13 protein-coding genes are annotated in these 17,809 nt (G+C 43.5%); 8 read left to right on the top strand and 5 right to left on the bottom strand.

The window, feature by feature from the left end; translation table 11 throughout:
* Nucleotides 1-184 (bottom strand): hypothetical protein (locus RMX98_RS18290; RefSeq protein WP_409881343.1); only part of this gene is annotated, 184 nt, incomplete at its 3' end.
* An 82-nt stretch (nucleotides 185-266) separates the two neighbouring features.
* Between RMX98_RS18290 and gyrB the strand changes: the two genes are divergently transcribed.
* Together gyrB and rpoD are read left to right on the top strand one after the other, a co-directional pair.
* A complete protein-coding gene (gyrB, locus tag RMX98_RS18285) occupies nucleotides 267-2,204 on the top strand; it encodes a DNA topoisomerase (ATP-hydrolyzing) subunit B (RefSeq protein ID WP_322680079.1) in 1,938 nt (645 codons plus the stop codon).
* Nucleotides 2,205-3,893: 1,689 nt separating this feature from the next.
* Nucleotides 3,894-5,063 (top strand): RNA polymerase sigma factor RpoD, encoded by a 1,170-nt coding sequence (gene rpoD / locus RMX98_RS18280; RefSeq protein ID WP_069073375.1) that lies wholly within the window; start codon nucleotides 3,894-3,896, stop codon nucleotides 5,061-5,063.
* Between the two features lie 140 nt (nucleotides 5,064-5,203).
* Here rpoD and RMX98_RS18275 read toward each other — a convergent pair whose 3' ends face one another.
* The 3 genes from RMX98_RS18275 to gyrA all read right to left on the bottom strand — a co-directional run bounded on the left by RMX98_RS18275 (nucleotide 5,204) and on the right by gyrA (nucleotide 8,948).
* Nucleotides 5,204-5,389: a chlorophyll a/b-binding protein gene (locus RMX98_RS18275; RefSeq protein WP_322680078.1), complete on the bottom strand. Its 186-nt coding sequence runs from the start codon at nucleotides 5,387-5,389 to the stop codon at nucleotides 5,204-5,206.
* A 511-nt stretch (nucleotides 5,390-5,900) separates the two neighbouring features.
* Nucleotides 5,901-6,365 (bottom strand): GNAT family N-acetyltransferase, encoded by a 465-nt coding sequence (locus RMX98_RS18270; RefSeq protein ID WP_322680077.1) that lies wholly within the window; start codon nucleotides 6,363-6,365, stop codon nucleotides 5,901-5,903.
* 9 nt (nucleotides 6,366-6,374) lie between these two features.
* The gene (gyrA, locus tag RMX98_RS18265) at nucleotides 6,375-8,948 is read right to left on the bottom strand and encodes a DNA topoisomerase (ATP-hydrolyzing) subunit A (RefSeq protein WP_322680076.1); all 2,574 of its coding nucleotides are present in this window, start codon (nucleotides 8,946-8,948) and stop codon (nucleotides 6,375-6,377) included.
* 454 nt (nucleotides 8,949-9,402) lie between these two features.
* Between gyrA and RMX98_RS18260 the strand changes: the two genes are divergently transcribed.
* A complete protein-coding gene (locus RMX98_RS18260) occupies nucleotides 9,403-9,801 on the top strand; it encodes a response regulator (RefSeq protein ID WP_069073372.1) in 399 nt (132 codons plus the stop codon).
* 213 nt (nucleotides 9,802-10,014) lie between these two features.
* On the opposite strand, the gene RMX98_RS18255 is transcribed toward RMX98_RS18260, so the two are convergent.
* A complete protein-coding gene (locus RMX98_RS18255) occupies nucleotides 10,015-10,908 on the bottom strand; it encodes a tetratricopeptide repeat protein (protein ID WP_322680075.1) in 894 nt (297 codons plus the stop codon).
* 480 nt (nucleotides 10,909-11,388) lie between these two features.
* Between RMX98_RS18255 and RMX98_RS18250 the strand changes: the two genes are divergently transcribed.
* The 5 genes from RMX98_RS18250 to RMX98_RS18230 all read left to right on the top strand — a co-directional run bounded on the left by RMX98_RS18250 (nucleotide 11,389) and on the right by RMX98_RS18230 (nucleotide 17,664).
* Nucleotides 11,389-11,946 (top strand): hypothetical protein, encoded by a 558-nt coding sequence (locus RMX98_RS18250; protein WP_322680074.1) that lies wholly within the window; start codon nucleotides 11,389-11,391, stop codon nucleotides 11,944-11,946.
* A gap of 362 nt (nucleotides 11,947-12,308) precedes the next feature.
* Nucleotides 12,309-13,886, top strand: coding sequence for an efflux RND transporter periplasmic adaptor subunit (locus RMX98_RS18245; protein ID WP_322680073.1), 1,578 nt, complete (start codon nucleotides 12,309-12,311; stop codon nucleotides 13,884-13,886).
* 247 nt (nucleotides 13,887-14,133) lie between these two features.
* Nucleotides 14,134-15,414 (top strand): ABC transporter permease, encoded by a 1,281-nt coding sequence (locus RMX98_RS18240; protein WP_409881341.1) that lies wholly within the window; start codon nucleotides 14,134-14,136, stop codon nucleotides 15,412-15,414.
* Nucleotides 15,415-15,437: 23 nt separating this feature from the next.
* Entirely contained in the window at nucleotides 15,438-16,109 is a 672-nt protein-coding gene (locus RMX98_RS18235; RefSeq protein ID WP_322680072.1) for an ABC transporter ATP-binding protein, read from the top strand.
* 118 nt (nucleotides 16,110-16,227) lie between these two features.
* Nucleotides 16,228-17,664, top strand: a complete 1,437-nt coding sequence (locus RMX98_RS18230) for a TolC family protein (RefSeq protein WP_322680139.1) — start codon at nucleotides 16,228-16,230, stop codon at nucleotides 17,662-17,664.
* The last annotated feature ends 145 nt before the right edge of the window (nucleotides 17,665-17,809 follow it).

Genomic DNA, 17,809 nt, shown 5'->3' with positions numbered 1-17,809 from the left:
GGGAAAGATTAAATTTATTCCTTTTCCCTTTAACCTGGTTGGTGAGCTTGCCGAACCATAACCTTTTCCCCAGCTCCCCCTGCCTCCCCTGCTCCCCCTGCCCCTCTGCCTCCTCTGCCCCTCTTGCACGGTACTGCAACCCCAGTATAAACTTCTCTTGAAAATGCCCTACAGACGCCAGCAAGGCTTTTGTGTTACAATTTTGGAGTGTTTTTACTTTTATTTGCCTTTAGGCGATTTCAACCCCACGCATCAGGAGAGTTTACATGACGAGCAGTTACAGTGCCGATCAGATTCAAGTTCTGGAAGGTCTGGAAGCCGTCCGCAAAAGACCAGGAATGTACATCGGTACCACTGGGCCGCGAGGACTCCACCATTTAGTTTACGAGGTGGTGGACAATTCAATTGATGAGGCTTTGGCGGGTCATTGCACTCATATAGAAGTAGATATCAACGCTGATGGTTCGGTGACTGTAACAGATGATGGTCGCGGTATTCCCGTCGATACTCACTCGCGCACCGGAAAATCGGCTTTGGAAACCGTAATGACGGTACTACACGCTGGTGGAAAGTTTGGTGGCGGTGGTTACAAAGTTTCTGGAGGATTGCACGGGGTTGGTATTTCTGTTGTTAATGCCCTATCTGAGGTTGTAGAAGTTACAGTTTGGCGAGATAAAAAGGTTCATATCCAACGCTACGAACGTGGTGTCCCAGTTAGTGAGCTGCAAGTCAAGCCTTACAAAGAAGCTAGAACTGGAACTTCTGTTACTTTTAAGCCAGATGTCCAAATATTCACTACTAGCATTGAGTTTGATTACATAACTTTATCAGGTCGCCTACGGGAATTGGCGTATCTGAATGCAGGTGTCAAAATTACTTTTAGTGACCACCGTTTAGAACTACTAAAAAGCGATACATCTAAGGTAGAAACCTACGAGTACAAGGGTGGGATCAAAGAGTACATTGCTTACATGAACCGCGAGAAGCAGCCACTGCATGAAGAAATTATCTATGTGCAGGGGGAACGCAACAACGTACAAGTGGAAGTTTCCTTACAATGGTGTACTGATGCTTACACGGATAATGTACTGGGTTTTGCTAACAATATTCGCACGGTGGATGGTGGTACGCACTTAGAAGGGTTGAAGGCGGTTCTGACTCGGACATTAAATGCGATCGCTCGTAAGCGCAATAAAATTAAAGAGAATGAACCTAACCTCAGTGGCGAACACGTCCGCGAAGGTTTGACAGCCGTAATTTCCGTTAAAGTTCCCGATCCCGAATTTGAAGGACAAACTAAGACTAAACTCGGTAACACCGAAGTTCGCGGTATTGTGGATTCCTTGGTGGGAGAAGTCCTCACTGAGTACTTAGAATTTCACCCTAGTGTTGCCGATGCGATTTTAGATAAAGCTATCCAAGCTTTCAAAGCCGCAGAAGCAGCGCGTCATGCGCGGGAATTAGTTCGACGCAAATCTGTACTGGAATCTTCACCATTACCTGGCAAATTGGCAGATTGTAGTTCTCGTGACCCTGGTGAATCCGAGATATTCATCGTAGAAGGGGACTCAGCAGGTGGTAGTGCAAAACAAGGACGCGATCGCCGTACTCAAGCTATCTTGCCTCTACGTGGTAAAATTCTTAACATTGAAAAAACCGACGACGCGAAAATTTATAAAAACAACGAAGTTCAAGCGTTAATTACAGCACTCGGTTTAGGTGTCAAAGGTGATGAATTCGATTCTACTCAACTGCGCTATCACCGCATAGTCATCATGACGGATGCTGACGTAGATGGAGCGCACATTCGGACTTTGTTGTTAACATTCTTCTATCGATATCAGCGATCGCTCATCGAACAAGGCTTTATTTATATTGCTTGTCCCCCACTGTATAAAGTAGAACGGGGACGTAATCATGAGTACTGCTATAGCGATCGCGAAAAAAATCAAGCGATCGCCAAATTCCCTGCTAATGCCAACTACACCATCCAACGCTTCAAAGGTTTGGGTGAAATGATGCCACAACAACTCTGGGACACCACCATGAACCCAGAAACTCGTAAAATGAAGCAAGTCGAAATTGAGGATGCCGCCGAAGCCGATCGCATCTTTACAATTTTAATGGGCGATCGGGTTGCGCCCAGACGAGAATTCATCGAAACCTATGGTTCTAAGCTCAACTTCACCGATCTAGATATCTAATACCAGTAATCCGAAATCATTCGTAAAAAACAAGATCCCCGACTTCTTTAAGAAGTCGGGGATCTTTTGGGTTAAGGGTTATTGATGTAGATAATTGGTCTTTCAAGACGCGATAAATCGCGTCTCTACATCGGGTTTTGGACTGAACTAAACTGTATTGCTCTATACCAACTCTTTTTCGTTAGCGTAGGTTTGAAAGCCACCCTGACTTAGAACTAGACACAACAATCCAACAATTAATTAAAAAAATTAGCTAGACTTGTCACACAAGTGGTAGGTCAGCACTACATAATTACAAAAATTCTCAAATTCTCAGTTAGCAAATTCACATAATGCACTTATTGTCAATATTTTTAAAGCAATTAATATTCAAGTGTTAGCAAAACTACCAACTTTCTTGGAAATCTAGTCCTGGTAATACTCTTTGCTCTGACTTGTTGATTAATTTTGCCCACCAGATGGAAAGACATTTGTTATGCTCTAAGAAAATAACTGAATATCATCTATCAAACCGCAATTAATAAGTATTTTGAGGATTTATCATCATAAGATGACAGAAACTCACCGAAATAAAAGTATTTAAATTTACAATTAGGTTACGCAAAAAAGCTTTGTAACCAAATCATCAGGTAATCTTCTGGATTATCTGTGTTCACGGTGATAGTTGGTGGAAGCACACACCAGAAAGCTGAAAACTTGTTAATATCTTCATGTAGTGCTGCGGCGATCGCTATTGTATCGTATGTATCTAATGTACTTTTGCCTAAGATAGGACTATATTGGCGAATTCGCAGGACAAATTGTTTTTTAATTGATTAAAATATCCTTGTATACAATAAAAAGAGTTTGTCAAGTTTCATAGGGCTGAAATCGCCACAGTGCGCTAACGTGTGAATAAGACCAAATTAGTTAAACCTAAATTGATCTCCGATCAGGTCGATTCTGCCACAGCCTCAACTCCTCAGTTAAGGTAGTTAGTACGCAGAAGGTAACTGCTTCAAGGCAAGCACCAGCACAGTTGTTGTATTTACCCAAGGTCAACACTCGCCTGAGTCTAAGGGATGCGTAATTTATGAAGGAAATGTAAAAATGGGTAGGTTAAGACTTCTTCTCTGAGTTAACATAAAATGCACTCTTCCTCAGTAATTAATGTTGTGTAAAACACATGAAATTCGGCAAAAGCAAGCGTACTTACTTCGTAATGTAATAAGAGCGTCACTGCAATTCCGAAAAGTAAAGAAAAAATTTCAGGGTTAACTCCCGTTTTTAATGTCTTTTTGGTGAAAGTTGCTAACAGTTGCTTAATGAGTTCATGATTAATACACAAAAAGAGTGCAATTTCTGTGAAACAGGCTACAATCGGAAGAGTCTTTATAGGAAAATCTGCCAACAGTCTGAACTTATTTGTATAGAGTGGCAAATTTTTTGATAAAGGCAAGTCTTTATTTGACCAGTTAGTTGAAAGCAATATGTGATAGCAACACATATAACATTTACTAAAGTGAGCAAGTCACCTTTAGTAATTGCTTAAACTAAAGTAAAACCCCTCCAACCGGAGGTGTAAAACGTCCGAAAATATTTCTGGCAAATCTGCCAAAAAGCTTATTTTCGGTTGGTAATTGGCTCGTTTAAAAGAGCAGTAAACACATCTTGAGTAATTGATTCTGCAAGGAGCATGAGGAACGCGGCATGAACCAGGCTAACAACGTACTCGAAAGCATATATCAGCCTGACCTAGAAATAATAAATCAGCCTGAGCTCGAGTTAGAAGAACTCTTAATAGACGATGAAGAGGACTTGCTGATCATCGATGAAGGTGACGAGGAATTTTTAGAGCCTCAGTCTGATGAGGACGACGCAAAGTCTGGAAAAGCCGCTAAATCGCGTCGTCGGACACAAAGCAAGAAAAAGCATTACACAGAAGATTCAATTCGGCTTTACTTGCAAGAAATTGGTAGAATTCGTCTGTTGCGGGCAGACGAAGAAATCGAATTGGCGCGGAAAATAGCCGATTTGCTGGAATTAGAAAGGGTACGCGAAAGACTCTGTGAACAGTTAGATCGCGATCCTCGAGATAGTGAATGGGCAGAAGCAGTACAACTGCCACTACCAGCCTTTCGTTATCGCCTCCATGTTGGTCGCAGAGCGAAAGACAAGATGGTGCAATCTAACCTCCGTCTTGTAGTTTCAATTGCTAAGAAGTACATGAATCGTGGTTTGTCGTTCCAGGACTTAATTCAGGAAGGCAGTCTCGGTTTGATTCGTGCCGCTGAAAAGTTTGACCACGAAAAAGGTTATAAGTTCTCCACCTATGCTACATGGTGGATTCGTCAAGCAATTACCCGTGCGATCGCAGACCAATCCCGCACAATTCGGCTTCCAGTTCACCTTTACGAAACCATTTCTCGGATTAAGAAAACTACCAAGTTACTATCTCAAGAAATGGGTCGCAAACCCACCGAAGAAGAAATCGCGACTCGGATGGAAATGACCATTGAGAAGTTGCGCTTCATTGCTAAATCCGCTCAGTTGCCTATTTCACTAGAAACGCCTATTGGTAAAGAAGAAGATTCTCGGTTGGGCGATTTTATTGAATCTGATGGTGAAACACCAGAAGACCAAGTTTCTAAAAATCTTCTGCGCGAAGACCTTGAAAAAGTCCTCGACAGTCTCAGTCCTCGTGAACGCGATGTTCTCAGATTGCGTTACGGCTTGGATGATGGTCGGATGAAAACCCTTGAGGAAATTGGACAGATTTTCAACGTTACTCGCGAACGGATTCGTCAAATTGAGGCAAAAGCACTCCGCAAGTTACGCCACCCAAATCGTAACAGTGTTCTCAAAGAATATATTCGGTAGTCAATTAGTCAATAGTCATTGGTCATTAGTAAATAAACAAATGACAAATGACATTTGAGAAATGACAAAACAATAAAAAACCTGGTAGTGAATTAGCACTCCAGGTTTTTTTATTTATAGGTCATCTTGGATATTAAAACTTATAGGATGCCCCAAAAATGTAGGAAGCCTTGACCAGAAAAAGCTTCAACCAAAATGGCTGCCAAAAAGCCAATCATTGCCAACCGACCGTTCCAAATTTCTGCTTGTGGGGTAAAGCCCCAACGCCAAGCGTTGCGATCTTCAATTACAGGAGTAGTGACTTTTGTTGTGCTTGCATTTGTCATGGTTGAAACTCCAAACTTAATTCTTAAAGGTTTATTGCCTTATGTAAACTAATATAACAAATATTTTCATAAAAGCAACATTTTTTGTACTTTTGTTTCCATAGCTTGACATAAATAGAAATAGCTATTTATACAGATTAAAACATCGGTCTTCAGTCAGATTTACTGAGATAAAAGAAGTGTTAAGTCAATACCACTCGCTTAACGTTTGAGGAACGAAACCTAACATTTTCAGGGCTTTGTTGAGTAACACTAAAGTTCAACCCAACCCAATACTTGTCGGTTAAGGGGAAAAGGGGAAAGAAAAAACCTTTAACCTTTACCCTTTAACCTTTTCCCCAAACCCAACTCCGAGTTAAAAATCCAAAACCCGAGCAGTATTGCAACCCAACCTACAAATCTTGATAAAAAATATCGTCTTATTAAAAGTAATTATCAAATAATTTATTTACATTGCTTGATTGACGTGAGCTTTAGTATTTAAAAAATAAAAATTTATTGAAAATATAGGTCAGTACCAGAGAATTTCCATTTCTTTTGAAGTCGAGACAAAACCAACCTTCTCGTAGATACGTTTACCATCCTCAGTAGTATGAAGCCAGAGGCGTTTTGCCTCAGTTGCTCTCACAAAGCTGATAATTTCCTTTAATAAAGCTGTTGCAATTCCCTGTCCTCGCCACATCGGAATTGTGTATACGTTCATAATGTAGGCTTCCAAGCCTGAAAGATTGCCGTTGTAAGGGGGTCGTTGAAAAAATACCAAGCCGCTAGTGGCAACAATTTGACTATTCACCTCAGCTACCCAAGCTAAAAACACACCTGATGGCATTTTTTCGCCAAGATATTTTCGAGTTGCTTCTGCTAGTTTTGTGGTGTAAGAGTCACCTTTAATATCGCCAATCTCCCGCAGGAGTTCGAGACGCAGTTGGATCAGCGCCTCTAAATCCTGCAAGTTGGCTTGTCGTAAGTTAAACATCACCCTGATTTACGATCGCACTTCAGCAACAGTAATGATTTTTTCATCGCGGTTGAGTTGGAGAATGCTTTCACCTTTGACATCTCTACCTAAGAGCGGCACTGTTTCCACAGGTATCCGCACTACCCGCTCCTTATTCGTCACTAAAGCCACTTCGCCAGATGCGTTGGCGTAGCCCGCCGTACCACTTCGTGGAAGCAAGCTACGCGTAGCGTCTCCAAGAGTTGGCATCGCCATCACCATCCCAGCTAAGTTATCAGTTTTGCTAGCAAATTTCAGCGCTTGTGTGCCTAAATCACCGCGATTAGCCGCTCTCAACTGACTCGCAGCCATCCGCTTGGCATATCCTTCTTGAGTAACTAGCAGTAATTGGTCATCTTTACCGACAGTGACACAGCCAACCATTTGCTGATTTCTCAATAACCGAAATGCTTGTAAACCCATTGCAGTGCGCCCCATAATCGGTAATTGTTCATCATTGACTGCAAAGCGCAACATCCGCCCACCGGAACTAGCCAAAATCAGATGCTCCCCTGGAGCTGTGAATTGGGTAAATGACAATTCATCATCGTCTTTGAGCTTCAAAATTGTGATTCCGCGCCGAGTCAGGTTAGTAAATTCTTCCAGAGACAGACGCTTAATTCTTCCTTGTTTTGTTAGAAGAATCATCTGCTTAGTTGCGAGATTTTCTGGCAGCAAAAAGCGGCTAACTACGGCTTCTTGAGCGCCTTGAGCAGTACTACTGAGCATCGTAATCAAAGGTTTTCCCCGTGGAGAACGTCCAGTAGTTGGGGGAATTTCTCCCACATTCACCGGATACACTTTGCCCCCACCAGTTAGGATTAGCAAGTCTTTCCCTGTGTCAGTTAAAACAGTTTGGATAATGAAGTCGTTATCGTGTAAACCATTTTCAGCTTTTGACTTTTTCCCAGATGGCTGGGTGCGGCGGACATAACCTCGTTGGGTAAATTCTAAAACTGCCTCTTCTACTGGTTCAGAAGATTTAAGTTCCTCCTCCTGTGCCCCTCTGCTCCTGTGCCCCTCTGCTCCTGTGCCCTTCTGCTCCTCTGTCTTAGACTTCTGCTCCTCTCCAATTTTCGTCCGCCGGGGATCGTTGTACTTGCGCTTGAGCGATCGCAAATCTTTTTTCAGCGCTTTGAGCAATTCGCGGCGATCGCTCAGTAATTGCTCCAATAACCTAATTTGTTCGCTGATTTGATCAAATTCCTGCTGCAAATTTTGCTGTTCTAAACTAGTGAGGCGGCGCAACGGCATAGCGAGAATTGCATCTCCTTGTACCTCACTCAAATCCAGTCGGCTACAAAGGTTAATTTTTGCCGTACTACCATCGGGAGCTTGGCGCAAAATTTGAATTACCTCATCCAAATTTGACAGAGCTTTGAGCAAACCTTCTACCAAATGCACACGATTTTGGGCTTTACCCAACTCGTAATTGTAGCGACGGTTCAGCGTCTCTTCTCGGAATCTCAAAAACTCCTGCAAGAGTTGACGTAAACTTAACTGGCGGGGTTGTCCATCCACTATTGCGAGGAGAATTGCCCCAAAAGTCATTTGCAAAGCAGTTTGGTGATATAAATTCTGGAGAACTTCTTGGGGATTGGTGTCGCGTTTGAGTTCAATTACCACTCGCATCCCTTCGCGATCGCTCTCATCCCGAAGATCGGAAATTCCTTGCAAGCGTCCTTGATTTACTAAGTCCGCTACCTTCTCAATCCAGGCAGCTTTATTCACTTGATAAGGCAATTCTGTAATAATAATTGCCGTCCGTCGCTTGCTTCCCCTCGCGGCGGGAATTTCCTCCAGAGTCGCAACTCCCCGCAGCAGAATTCCACCTTTACCTGTGGTGTACGCTTCCCGAATTCCCGCTTCACCAACTATTTCCCCACCAGTGGGAAAGTCTGGCCCTGGAATTAGCTCAAATAATTTTTCATCTGGCAAATCTGGGTTGTCGATTAAGGCAATTAACCCATCGACAACTTCCCCCAAGTTGTGCGGTGGGACATTTGTCGCCATTCCCACGGCAATACCAGAACAGCCATTGAGCAACAGAAACGGCAACTGAGCAGGTAGCACCGTTGGTTCTTGCTGGGAATTATCGAAGTTCCCGACAAATTCCACAGTTTCTTCACCAATTTCTGTCAGCATTCCCTCATGGCTGATTGGTGCGAGGCGCGTTTCTGTGTAGCGCATCGCTGCTGGCGGATCATTATCAACGCTACCAAAGTTCCCGTGTCCTGCGAGTAAAGGATAGCGACTAGAAAAATCCTGTACCAGCCTGACTAAAGCATCGTAAACTGATTGGTCGCCGTGGGGATGGTATTTACCCAACACATCACCCACTACACGGGCACATTTTCGATAAGGTCTATCTGGGATCAAACCGAGTTCGTGCATTGCATACAAAATGCGCCGATGCACTGGTTTTAAGCCATCACGCACGTCTGGTAGCGCTCGCCCGACAATCACGCTCATGGCATATTCTAGATAAGACCGTTGCATCTCGGTGTGCAGGGCTGTTGTAATTACCTGTCCCGTTGAGAGAAGGTTTAACTGTTTTGCCATGAGTTTTTTCCCTGAAATTTAACTATACAAAAGCTGATGGAACTCAACACTGCGGCAACCACAGCATAACGGATGAAATGAGATTCATAACAAAATTTTGATACTCACAGAAGAAAAAGCAGTAGTATCATCCTTGATGACGAGAATGTAATTGACTATTAAAAGGAACTGGGTAATCAGCAGAAAAATTATGGAATTTGCTCTGACTCCTCCCAAATTTGGGAATGTTTTCTCAGTCCCCAGTAACAGAGCCACGTTTCTCCTGCCACTAACATAAAGGTATCGCAGAAGACTCCGACGCTCGAATACTCGCGATCGCCGCAACCAGTTAAACAGGATGCACACGAGTATAATCTACATAAACTTAGTAGCCATGATACTTACCATGATTGCAAATCTTTAATTTTGAATTCTGGAATTCCTGAATTTCCTCACCTCTATAACTAAAATTCTCATGAAAACTGTTTTAATTGTCGAAGACGATCTAATTAATGCTCGTGTTTTTTCCAAAATTTTGTCCAAGCGTGGCGGCTTGGGTGTAAAACACACTGAAAATGTCGAAGAAGTCATAAAAATTGCCCAATCAGGAGAAGCCGACCTGATTTTGATGGATGTTTCTCTCTCCAGAAGTGTTTATCAAGGCAAGTCTGTTGATGGCATCAAAATTACACAAATGTTAAAATCCGATCCAAAAACAGCAAATTTGCCTGTTATTTTGGTGACGGCACATGCTATGGAAGGCGATCGCGAGAACTTTCTCAAGCAAAGCGGTGCTGATGGCTACATCTCTAAGCCAGTTGTTGACCATCAGCAGTTTGTTGACCAAATCATCGCACTTCTACCCACAGACTAACACTGGGAATTAACGATTTATTTCAGGAAGTAGTCACCCGCCAATATTTTTGGGCGACTACTTCCTGTATTTTGTTAGTATATATGTACTACGAAAAGGTACTGTTAGGCAAGTGGTGATAGAAATAGGGAATGGGGAATGGGGCATTGGGAATTAATTAATAATTTAATTCTGCTCCCCCTGCCTCCCCTGCTTCCCCTGCCTCCCCTGCTCCTATTGAGTAGGCTGTTGTCTAGGCGTAGGCGCTGATGATGAGTTTTCTCGTTGCTGTAGAGCTGCTTGAATACGCGGTAATTCTAGGAATTTTTTCGTATCAGACAGTAAACGATCGCCCCAGAGATTTTCTTTGAGGAAATTCAAATTAGCATAGCGCGAATCGATACGGAGTGCAGCTTCTCCCAAGGTTAGTCCTTGTTGGTGATCGCCTTTAGTATACAGTGCCACTGCTAAAGCCAATAAAGGTTCTGCGGCTTGTTTATCAAGGGTTACAGCAGATTGCCAGCGCTTAATCGCTTCGGGGATATTACCCTGTTCGTAGTTGATTAAGCCAATATTGTTGAGCGCTGGCCAGAATTTTTTATCTTGAGAGACGGCTTTATCGTACTGCGCGATCGCATCTGGTAATCGACCCAGCAAATAGTAAGCATTACCCAAATCAAATAAACCCTCTGGATCGTTGGGTTTTAACTTCAAACCATCTTGATAATTGACAACAGCAGCCTGGTAATTTTTCTGCTGAAAATTCGCTGAACCCAAAGCAAATAAAATATCACCATTTTTAGGGTTGAGAGATTGTGCTTTTTTCAGACTAGCGATCGCTCCATCAAACTCTTTCGTTTGCAACTGCAATCCACCTAAAAGTAACCACACTTTATCATTCCCCGGAGCCAGTTGACTAGCCAGCCGCGCTCGTGGCAAAGCTAAATCAACCTGTTGAAACTGAGCCAGTTGAGCCGCCTCTTGCGCCAAGCTCAACCCCTGCTTTTCTAACTTTGTCGCATCTAGTTGCAGTGTATGGGGTATTAATGCCTGCGCGTTAGCGGCTTTTGGCATACTCCACAAACTACAAACCATTAGAAGAGAAATCAAACGAACATGTTTAGGCACACTACCGCCTTTAAGCCACTAATCAAAGAATCTTTCAGCTAGCTTAAACGATCTCAGCTGTTGACGGTAGCAAAATCTGACAAAGAAAGGCAGGAAGCAGGGAAGCAGGGGAGCAGGGGAGGCAGGGGGGCAGGGGAAAAGGTTATGGTTCGGCAAGCTCACCAACCAGGTTAAAGGGAAAAGGAATAAATTTAATCTTTACCCCTTTTCCCTTACCCTTTTCCCCTTACCCCTTTCCCTTTCCCCATGCCCCATGCCCTATACCCAATAATTGATGACTTTGGTCATACATCAGTTTGGAATTACTAATGACTTTGGTCATACATCGGTTCAGAGCTTTTGAGCAATAATTGTAATGTATGAATTTATACGAAGAGGGAAATATTAGACATCTTGATGCCAAAACAAAAGCAACTCTCCAAATTGCTGAATTTGAAGCTAATCATAATAGAACTTTAATCTAAATAAGGAATCCATTCCATGTTGAAATCAAACCGTTTATCGATAGTTTTAGCTGCTACTGCTGCCCTGTTCGTTGTTCCCACACTCTTGACTGCGCCTGCAAATGCCGAGACGAAAGCCCACGTTGTTGCTCAAAGCGATCGAGATTGGAACCGCGACGGCAGATCCAACTATAGAGACGACAGAAACGTTGGAGACAGGGGCAATTGGAACCGCGATCACAGATCCAACAATACTGTAGAAATCAGAAACCCTAGAGATCGGGATAATTGGAACCGCGACGGCAGACCCTATCCTGTAGAAGTCAGAAACCCTAGAGATCGGGATAATTGGAACCGTGACAACCAATTCAATAACAGAGTAGTCAGACTTGGCAATGGTGACATCAGATATCCCAATGGGCAAATTATTCCTGCTAGATCCATAGCCAGATTGCGTAATCAAGGTTACTTCCGACTTCCCAACGGGGATATTCTTCTTCCTAATCAGGAAATTGTGCCGGCTGGGAGATTAGTGAGAGTGCATGATGATTACTTCAGACTTCCTAGTGGATTGGTACTGCAAATAAACCTTTAAAACACGTAAGAATTCAGCACCCAGGTGGTCGCCGAGCCTGTCCTGAGCGTAGCCGTTGGCGCACTTGTACTGAGCGACTTGTGCCGAGCGTTCGCGTAGCGTCTCGTAGAGAAGTCGAGGTAAGCCGAAGTAGCCTCTCGTAGAAAAGGGCGTAGCCGAGGTGAGTCAGCAGTCAGAATTTATCAGGAATCTAGAATGATTGGTATATTTATTTATCAAATGTTCTTTTGATTCTTTAACTATTTTGAATTCTGAATTTAGAAGGACTGAATTCTTACTAAATCATTGTCGGTATAGGGCTACCAGGCTATATTAGCCGTGAATAACCCGCTCGGTAGCCGTTCTTTATAGACAAAATGGATATGAAAATTGATACACCAAATACCGTAGATTCATCAGTTTTGGTTCCAGAGGTAAAGAAAAAAAAGGAAAGACGTAATTGGCTCTCTTGGCTAATAGCTCTTTGCCTTTTGGGTGGAATTGGCTATGCAGTTTATTACCAAGTAACAGTTGCTCCCCGTCAAGAAGCCAGACGCCGGGTGCTGACAAAGCCTGTAGAAAGACAGAGTTTAACAATCACAGTTTCAGCGAACGGAACGATAAAGCCTGAGCGGTCAATCAACCTCAGCCCGAAAAATTCCGGCATCTTGAAAACACTGCTAGTAAAGGAAGGAGATATCGTCAAACAAGGACAGATTGTCGCTTACATGGATGATTCCAACCTTCGGGGGCAACTCACCTCTGCTCAAGGACAATTGGCACAAGCCGAGGCGAATTTGCAAAAGGCGATCGCAGGTAATCGTCCTCAAGATATTGCTCAAGCACAGGGAGCATTAGACGAAGCCGAGGCAAATCTGCAAAAGGTACAAACAGGCAATCGCTCTCAAGATATTGGCCAAGCACAGGCGCGTTTGCAAAGCGCTCAAGCCGCCCTTCGCCAAGCAGAAGATGATTTTATTCGTAATCAGCAACTTTACAATGCAGGCGGTATTTCCCTTCAGACTCTTAATCAAAACCGTTCCAATCGTGACAGCGCCCAAGCTAATGTAAATGAAGCACAGCAAGCATTGGCTCTGCAAAAAGCCGGGTCACGTCCAGAAGACGTTGAGCAAGCACGAGCTGTGGTGAAGCAGAGACAGCAAGCTCTGGCACTTGTAAAAGCCGGAACGCGCCAAGAAGATATTAACGCTGCCCGCGCCCAGGTAACATCGGCTCGCGGTTCGCTGCAAAACATCCAAGCCGAAATCAATGACACGATCATTCGTGCACCTTTTGATGGTGTGGTGACAAAGAAGTATGCCGATCCAGGCGCTTTCGTGACACCTACAACTGCCAGTAGTGAAGTCGCTTCTTCTTCTTCTTCTTCAATCTTGTCTCTAGCTTCAACCAATGAAGTTGTCGCCAATTTAGCGGAAACAAATATTTCCAAAATCAGCCTTGGTCAAAAAGTCTCGATTAAAGCAGATGCTTACCCAGGAAAAACCTTTGAAGGTAAAGTGAGCCAAATTGCTGCCCAAGCAATAGTAGAGCAAAACGTTACCAGTTTTGAAGTGAGAGTATCACTTTCAGACCCTCAAAGGCTACTCCGATCTGGGATGAATGCAGAAGTAGATTTTCAAGTCGGTCAAGTTGAAAATGTTTTAGTAGTGCCAACAGCTTCAGTGGTGCGCCAAGAAAATGCCACAGGTGTGTTTGTGGCAGGAAAGAATAATAGACCTGTGTTTACTCCCATCGAGACTGGTGTCACCGCGAATAACTTTACTGAAGTTAAGTCTGGATTGACAGGAAACGAAAGGGTATTACTCAGTTTCCCACCAGGATCGCGTCCGCAATCAACACCACGAGGAGGAGTTTTCCCTGGTTTAGGTGGTGGTGGAGCAGGTGGCGGCGGAAGAGGAGCCGGTGGCGGCGGAGGTCGTTCAGGCGGTGGTTCCCCTTAAAGTTAGTTTTAAATCAATACAGTTTAGTTAAAAAGAGACAAGGGAGCAGGGGGGATGGAACTGAAAAGGGAGTAAAAAGGCTCAACTGTCGAGTAAAAAGGTTCAACTTTTTTAACGAACTGCCATCTCTACGAGAGGCTTCCGCCAACGCGCAGCGTCTCGTAAGAGTTGGACGCAAAGGACGCAAAGGAAGAGAAAAAAGAAATGCTTAACTCAATTGTGTTGAGTAAGTTTCAAATAAAACTTTATGTTTAAGATATTTAAGGGCTTTTACAAAACTAAGAATACTCGCACAGTACCTTTGCTGGAAATCTTGACAATGGCGGCAGAGACTCTGTGGAGTAACAAATTACGCACAGGTCTAACTATGTTGGGCGTGATTATTGGGATTTCCTCAGTCATTGCCATTACTTCTGTCGGTCAAGGAGTGCAAAAGGGGGTTGAGCAACAGATACAAGCATTAGGTACAGATGTGATCCAAATCTTGGCGGGTGCGGCAAGAAGCGGGAATGTCCGTCAAGGAGTCGGTTCTAGCAGCACGTTGACTTGGGAAGATGCAAAGGCGATCGCTACACAAGCGCCATCAGCACAGATGGTTTCTGCTTATCTCCAACGAACTGCCCAAGTTGTATATGCCGGACAGAATACCTCAACAACCATTTATGGCACAGATTTGAACTACCCAGAAGTCAGAAATACTCACCCCCAACAAGGGCGATATTTTACTCAAGAAGAATTAGATAGTGCCGCACAGTTTGCCATTCTTGGCCCCACAGTCCAAAAAACACTGTTTGGACAGGGTGTAAATCCGATCGGCGAGAAAATTCGCATTCAGGGAGAGGCTTATGAAGTAATTGGGGTGATGGAACCTAAAGGCGCTCAAGGGCCGATGGATCGAGATGACCAAGTTTTCATTCCTCTAACTACTATGTCCAAGAGACTGGTTGGTAACAATGCCTTGGTAGGCGTTTCTGTAAATGGAATTTTAGTTAAAGGCGCTAATCAGGAGCAGTTAGAAGCCGCTCAGTTTCAAGTCACCAATCTTTTACGGCTGCGTCACAACATTTATCCGCCACAAGCTGATGATTTTCGACTGACCAATCAAGCTGATATTGTTAGTACCTTCACTAGTATTGTGGGTTTATTTACAGTAATGGTGGTAGCGATCGCTGGAATTTCCTTAGTGGTAGGTGGAATCGGTATTGCCAACATTATGCTAGTTTCTGTGGTTGAGCGGACGCGAGAAATTGGGATTCGCAAAGCCGTAGGAGCCACCAATTCGGCAATCCTTAATCAATTTTTGGCCGAAGCGATCGTGATTTCCATTGCTGGTGGAGGTATTGGGATGGTGACTGGCATTTTTTTAGCCTTTATCGCTGCAAACAGTTTCAAATTTCCCTTTGTAATTTCTTTCTGGTCGATCGTTGCTGGCTTTGGACTCTCATTGAGTGTTGGCTTAGTGGCTGGGGTAATTCCAGCGCGGAATGCATCTAAATTAGATCCAATTAATGCTTTAAGAAGCGACTAAATAATTCGTAATTCCTAACTATTATGCCAACAATGATTTGGATGGAATCTATTACTAAAACCTACTATTTAGGGGAAGTTAGTGTTCCGATCCTCAAGGGAATTGAACTCTCTATTGAGGAAGGGGAATATGTCTCAATTATGGGTGCGTCAGGTTCAGGTAAATCTACGCTGATGAATATTTTGGGATGTCTGGATCGTCCGACAACTGGAGACTATATTTTTGAAGGCAGAAACCTGACGACTTTTGATGATGATGAATTAGCCTATATCCGTAACCAAAGGATTGGTTTTGTTTTCCAACAATTTAACCTATTGGCGCGGGCGACAGCACTAGAAAATGTTATGTTACCAATGGTTTATGCTAACTTGCCCAAACCAAAACGCCGTGAAAGGGCATTAGAAGCTTTGGAAAAGGTAGGACTACAAGGACGCATATCTAACCGTCCCAGTCAACTATCTGGGGGACAACAACAACGGGTAGCGATCGCTCGGGCTTTGGTCAACCGACCTGCATTAGTTTTGGCAGATGAGCCAACAGGAGCTTTAGATACTGAAACCTCTCATGAGGTGATGAGTTTGCTAACTGAACTTAATGACCAGGGGATCACAATTGTGATTGTTACTCATGAGCCAGATATCGCTGCTCAAACCAGAAGAATTATTCGAGTTCAGGATGGTTTGATTGTCGGCTAATTTGTTAATATCAACCAATTGAGGGGGAATTTAAAATTTAAACCTCTGTAGGTCAATCAGGATGAAAATTTTTGATTGTATCCTCAAAGAAACTCAATTAATGACTAAAATCTAGATGATGAATTTCAGCTTGTTTTTCGTGCATTCTACCTGGGTTAGCGTCACGTTGGCGGTAGCCTTGCCATCAAGCATCGCTATTCTTTTTCCAAATTCAGCAAGTGCCGCAACTCCCCCAAAACCACAGAATCCCTCAAGCAGCGTATCGGTTCCAAATTACCTGAACCCTAGTGCCAATCCTCTCCAATTTCCTACCAAACCAGAGGAAGTAAGGATTCGGGAAACTGTGGCAATCACTTTAGCACAAACTTTGGAACTAGCACGACGCAACAATCGAGATTTACAAGTAGCCCTATTACAGCTAGAACGCAGTCGTTCGGCGCTACGCGAGTCTCAAGCTGCCTTGTTTCCTACTCTGGATATTAACAGTAGTGTGACTAATAGTGGTAATGGTTTTACTAATAATTCATCTCAAGCCAGCACCTCTTTTAATGGTTCAGCCCAACTGAATTATGACGTTTATACCTCCGGTAATCGCCAAGCAACAATCCAAGCTGCCGAAGAACAACTACGTGTGGATCAATTGAATGTTGAAAATCAATCTTCGACAATTGCATTGAATGCCACGACTCAATACTACAATTTGCAACAAGCAGATGAAGAGGTAAGAATTAATCGAGCTGCTGTGGAAAATGCCCAGGCTAGTTTGCGGGATACTCTAGCCAGAGAACAGGCTGGAGTGGGTACGCGGTTTGATGTGTTGCAAGCTCAGGTAAATTTAGCAAACGCTCAACAAGAACTGACTAATGCGATCTCGCAGCAGCAAATTGCCCGTCGTCAGCTTGCCACGTTGTTAAGTTTATCAGAGTCAGTTGATATTACTGCCGCCGATCCTGTACAAATAGCCGGTCTTTGGCCGCAGACGGTAGAACAAAGTATTGTCCAAGCGTTTCAAAATCGCCCAGAATTGCAACAGCAATTAGCACAACGTAATATTTCCGAGCAACAACGACGACAGGCACTTTCACAGCTAGGGCCGCAAGTTAGTTTGGCAGCCAACTACAATCTGTTAGATCGGTATAATGATGGTGCCAGCATTACTGATGGCTATTCAGTGGCACTTAACGGAAATCTAACTTTATTTGATGCCGGAGCAGCAAGAGCGCGTGCTGCTCAGTCGAGAGCGAATATTGCGATCGCAGAGACTCAATTTGCTAGCCAGCGCGACCTAATTCGCTTTGATGTAGAACAGTACTATTCTCAATTACAATCAAATTTAAATAATGTGCAGACTTCTAGTGTGGCTTTAAATCAAGCCAGAGAAGCTCTGAATTTAGCAAGATTGAGGTTCCAAGCTGGTGTGGGTACTCAAACAGAGGTGATTGCTGCTGAAAATGATCTGACAAGAGCAGAAGGTAATCGAGTCACAGCTATTTTGGATTACAATCGCGCTTTAGCTAATTTGCAAAGATCAGTCACTTCCAGAGGTTCACGCTAAGGTCAAATCATTAAAGAAAAGTTTGCTTAGTACTGCTTTGCCTAAAATCGTGGCAATTGAGAGTTGAAATTTAAACGTAGAGGGGTGCAGAGGTAAGCGCAGAGGTACGTAAAGAATTCGCTACAGAATTACAGCGCTTTTTAAG

This window comes from Nostoc sp. DedQUE02 (assembly GCF_034531035.1).
In the GTDB taxonomy this organism is placed as follows: domain Bacteria; phylum Cyanobacteriota; class Cyanobacteriia; order Cyanobacteriales; family Nostocaceae; genus Nostoc.
The sequence above is the reverse complement of the archived record's forward strand: the minus strand, read 5'-3'. Positions and strand labels throughout refer to the sequence as shown.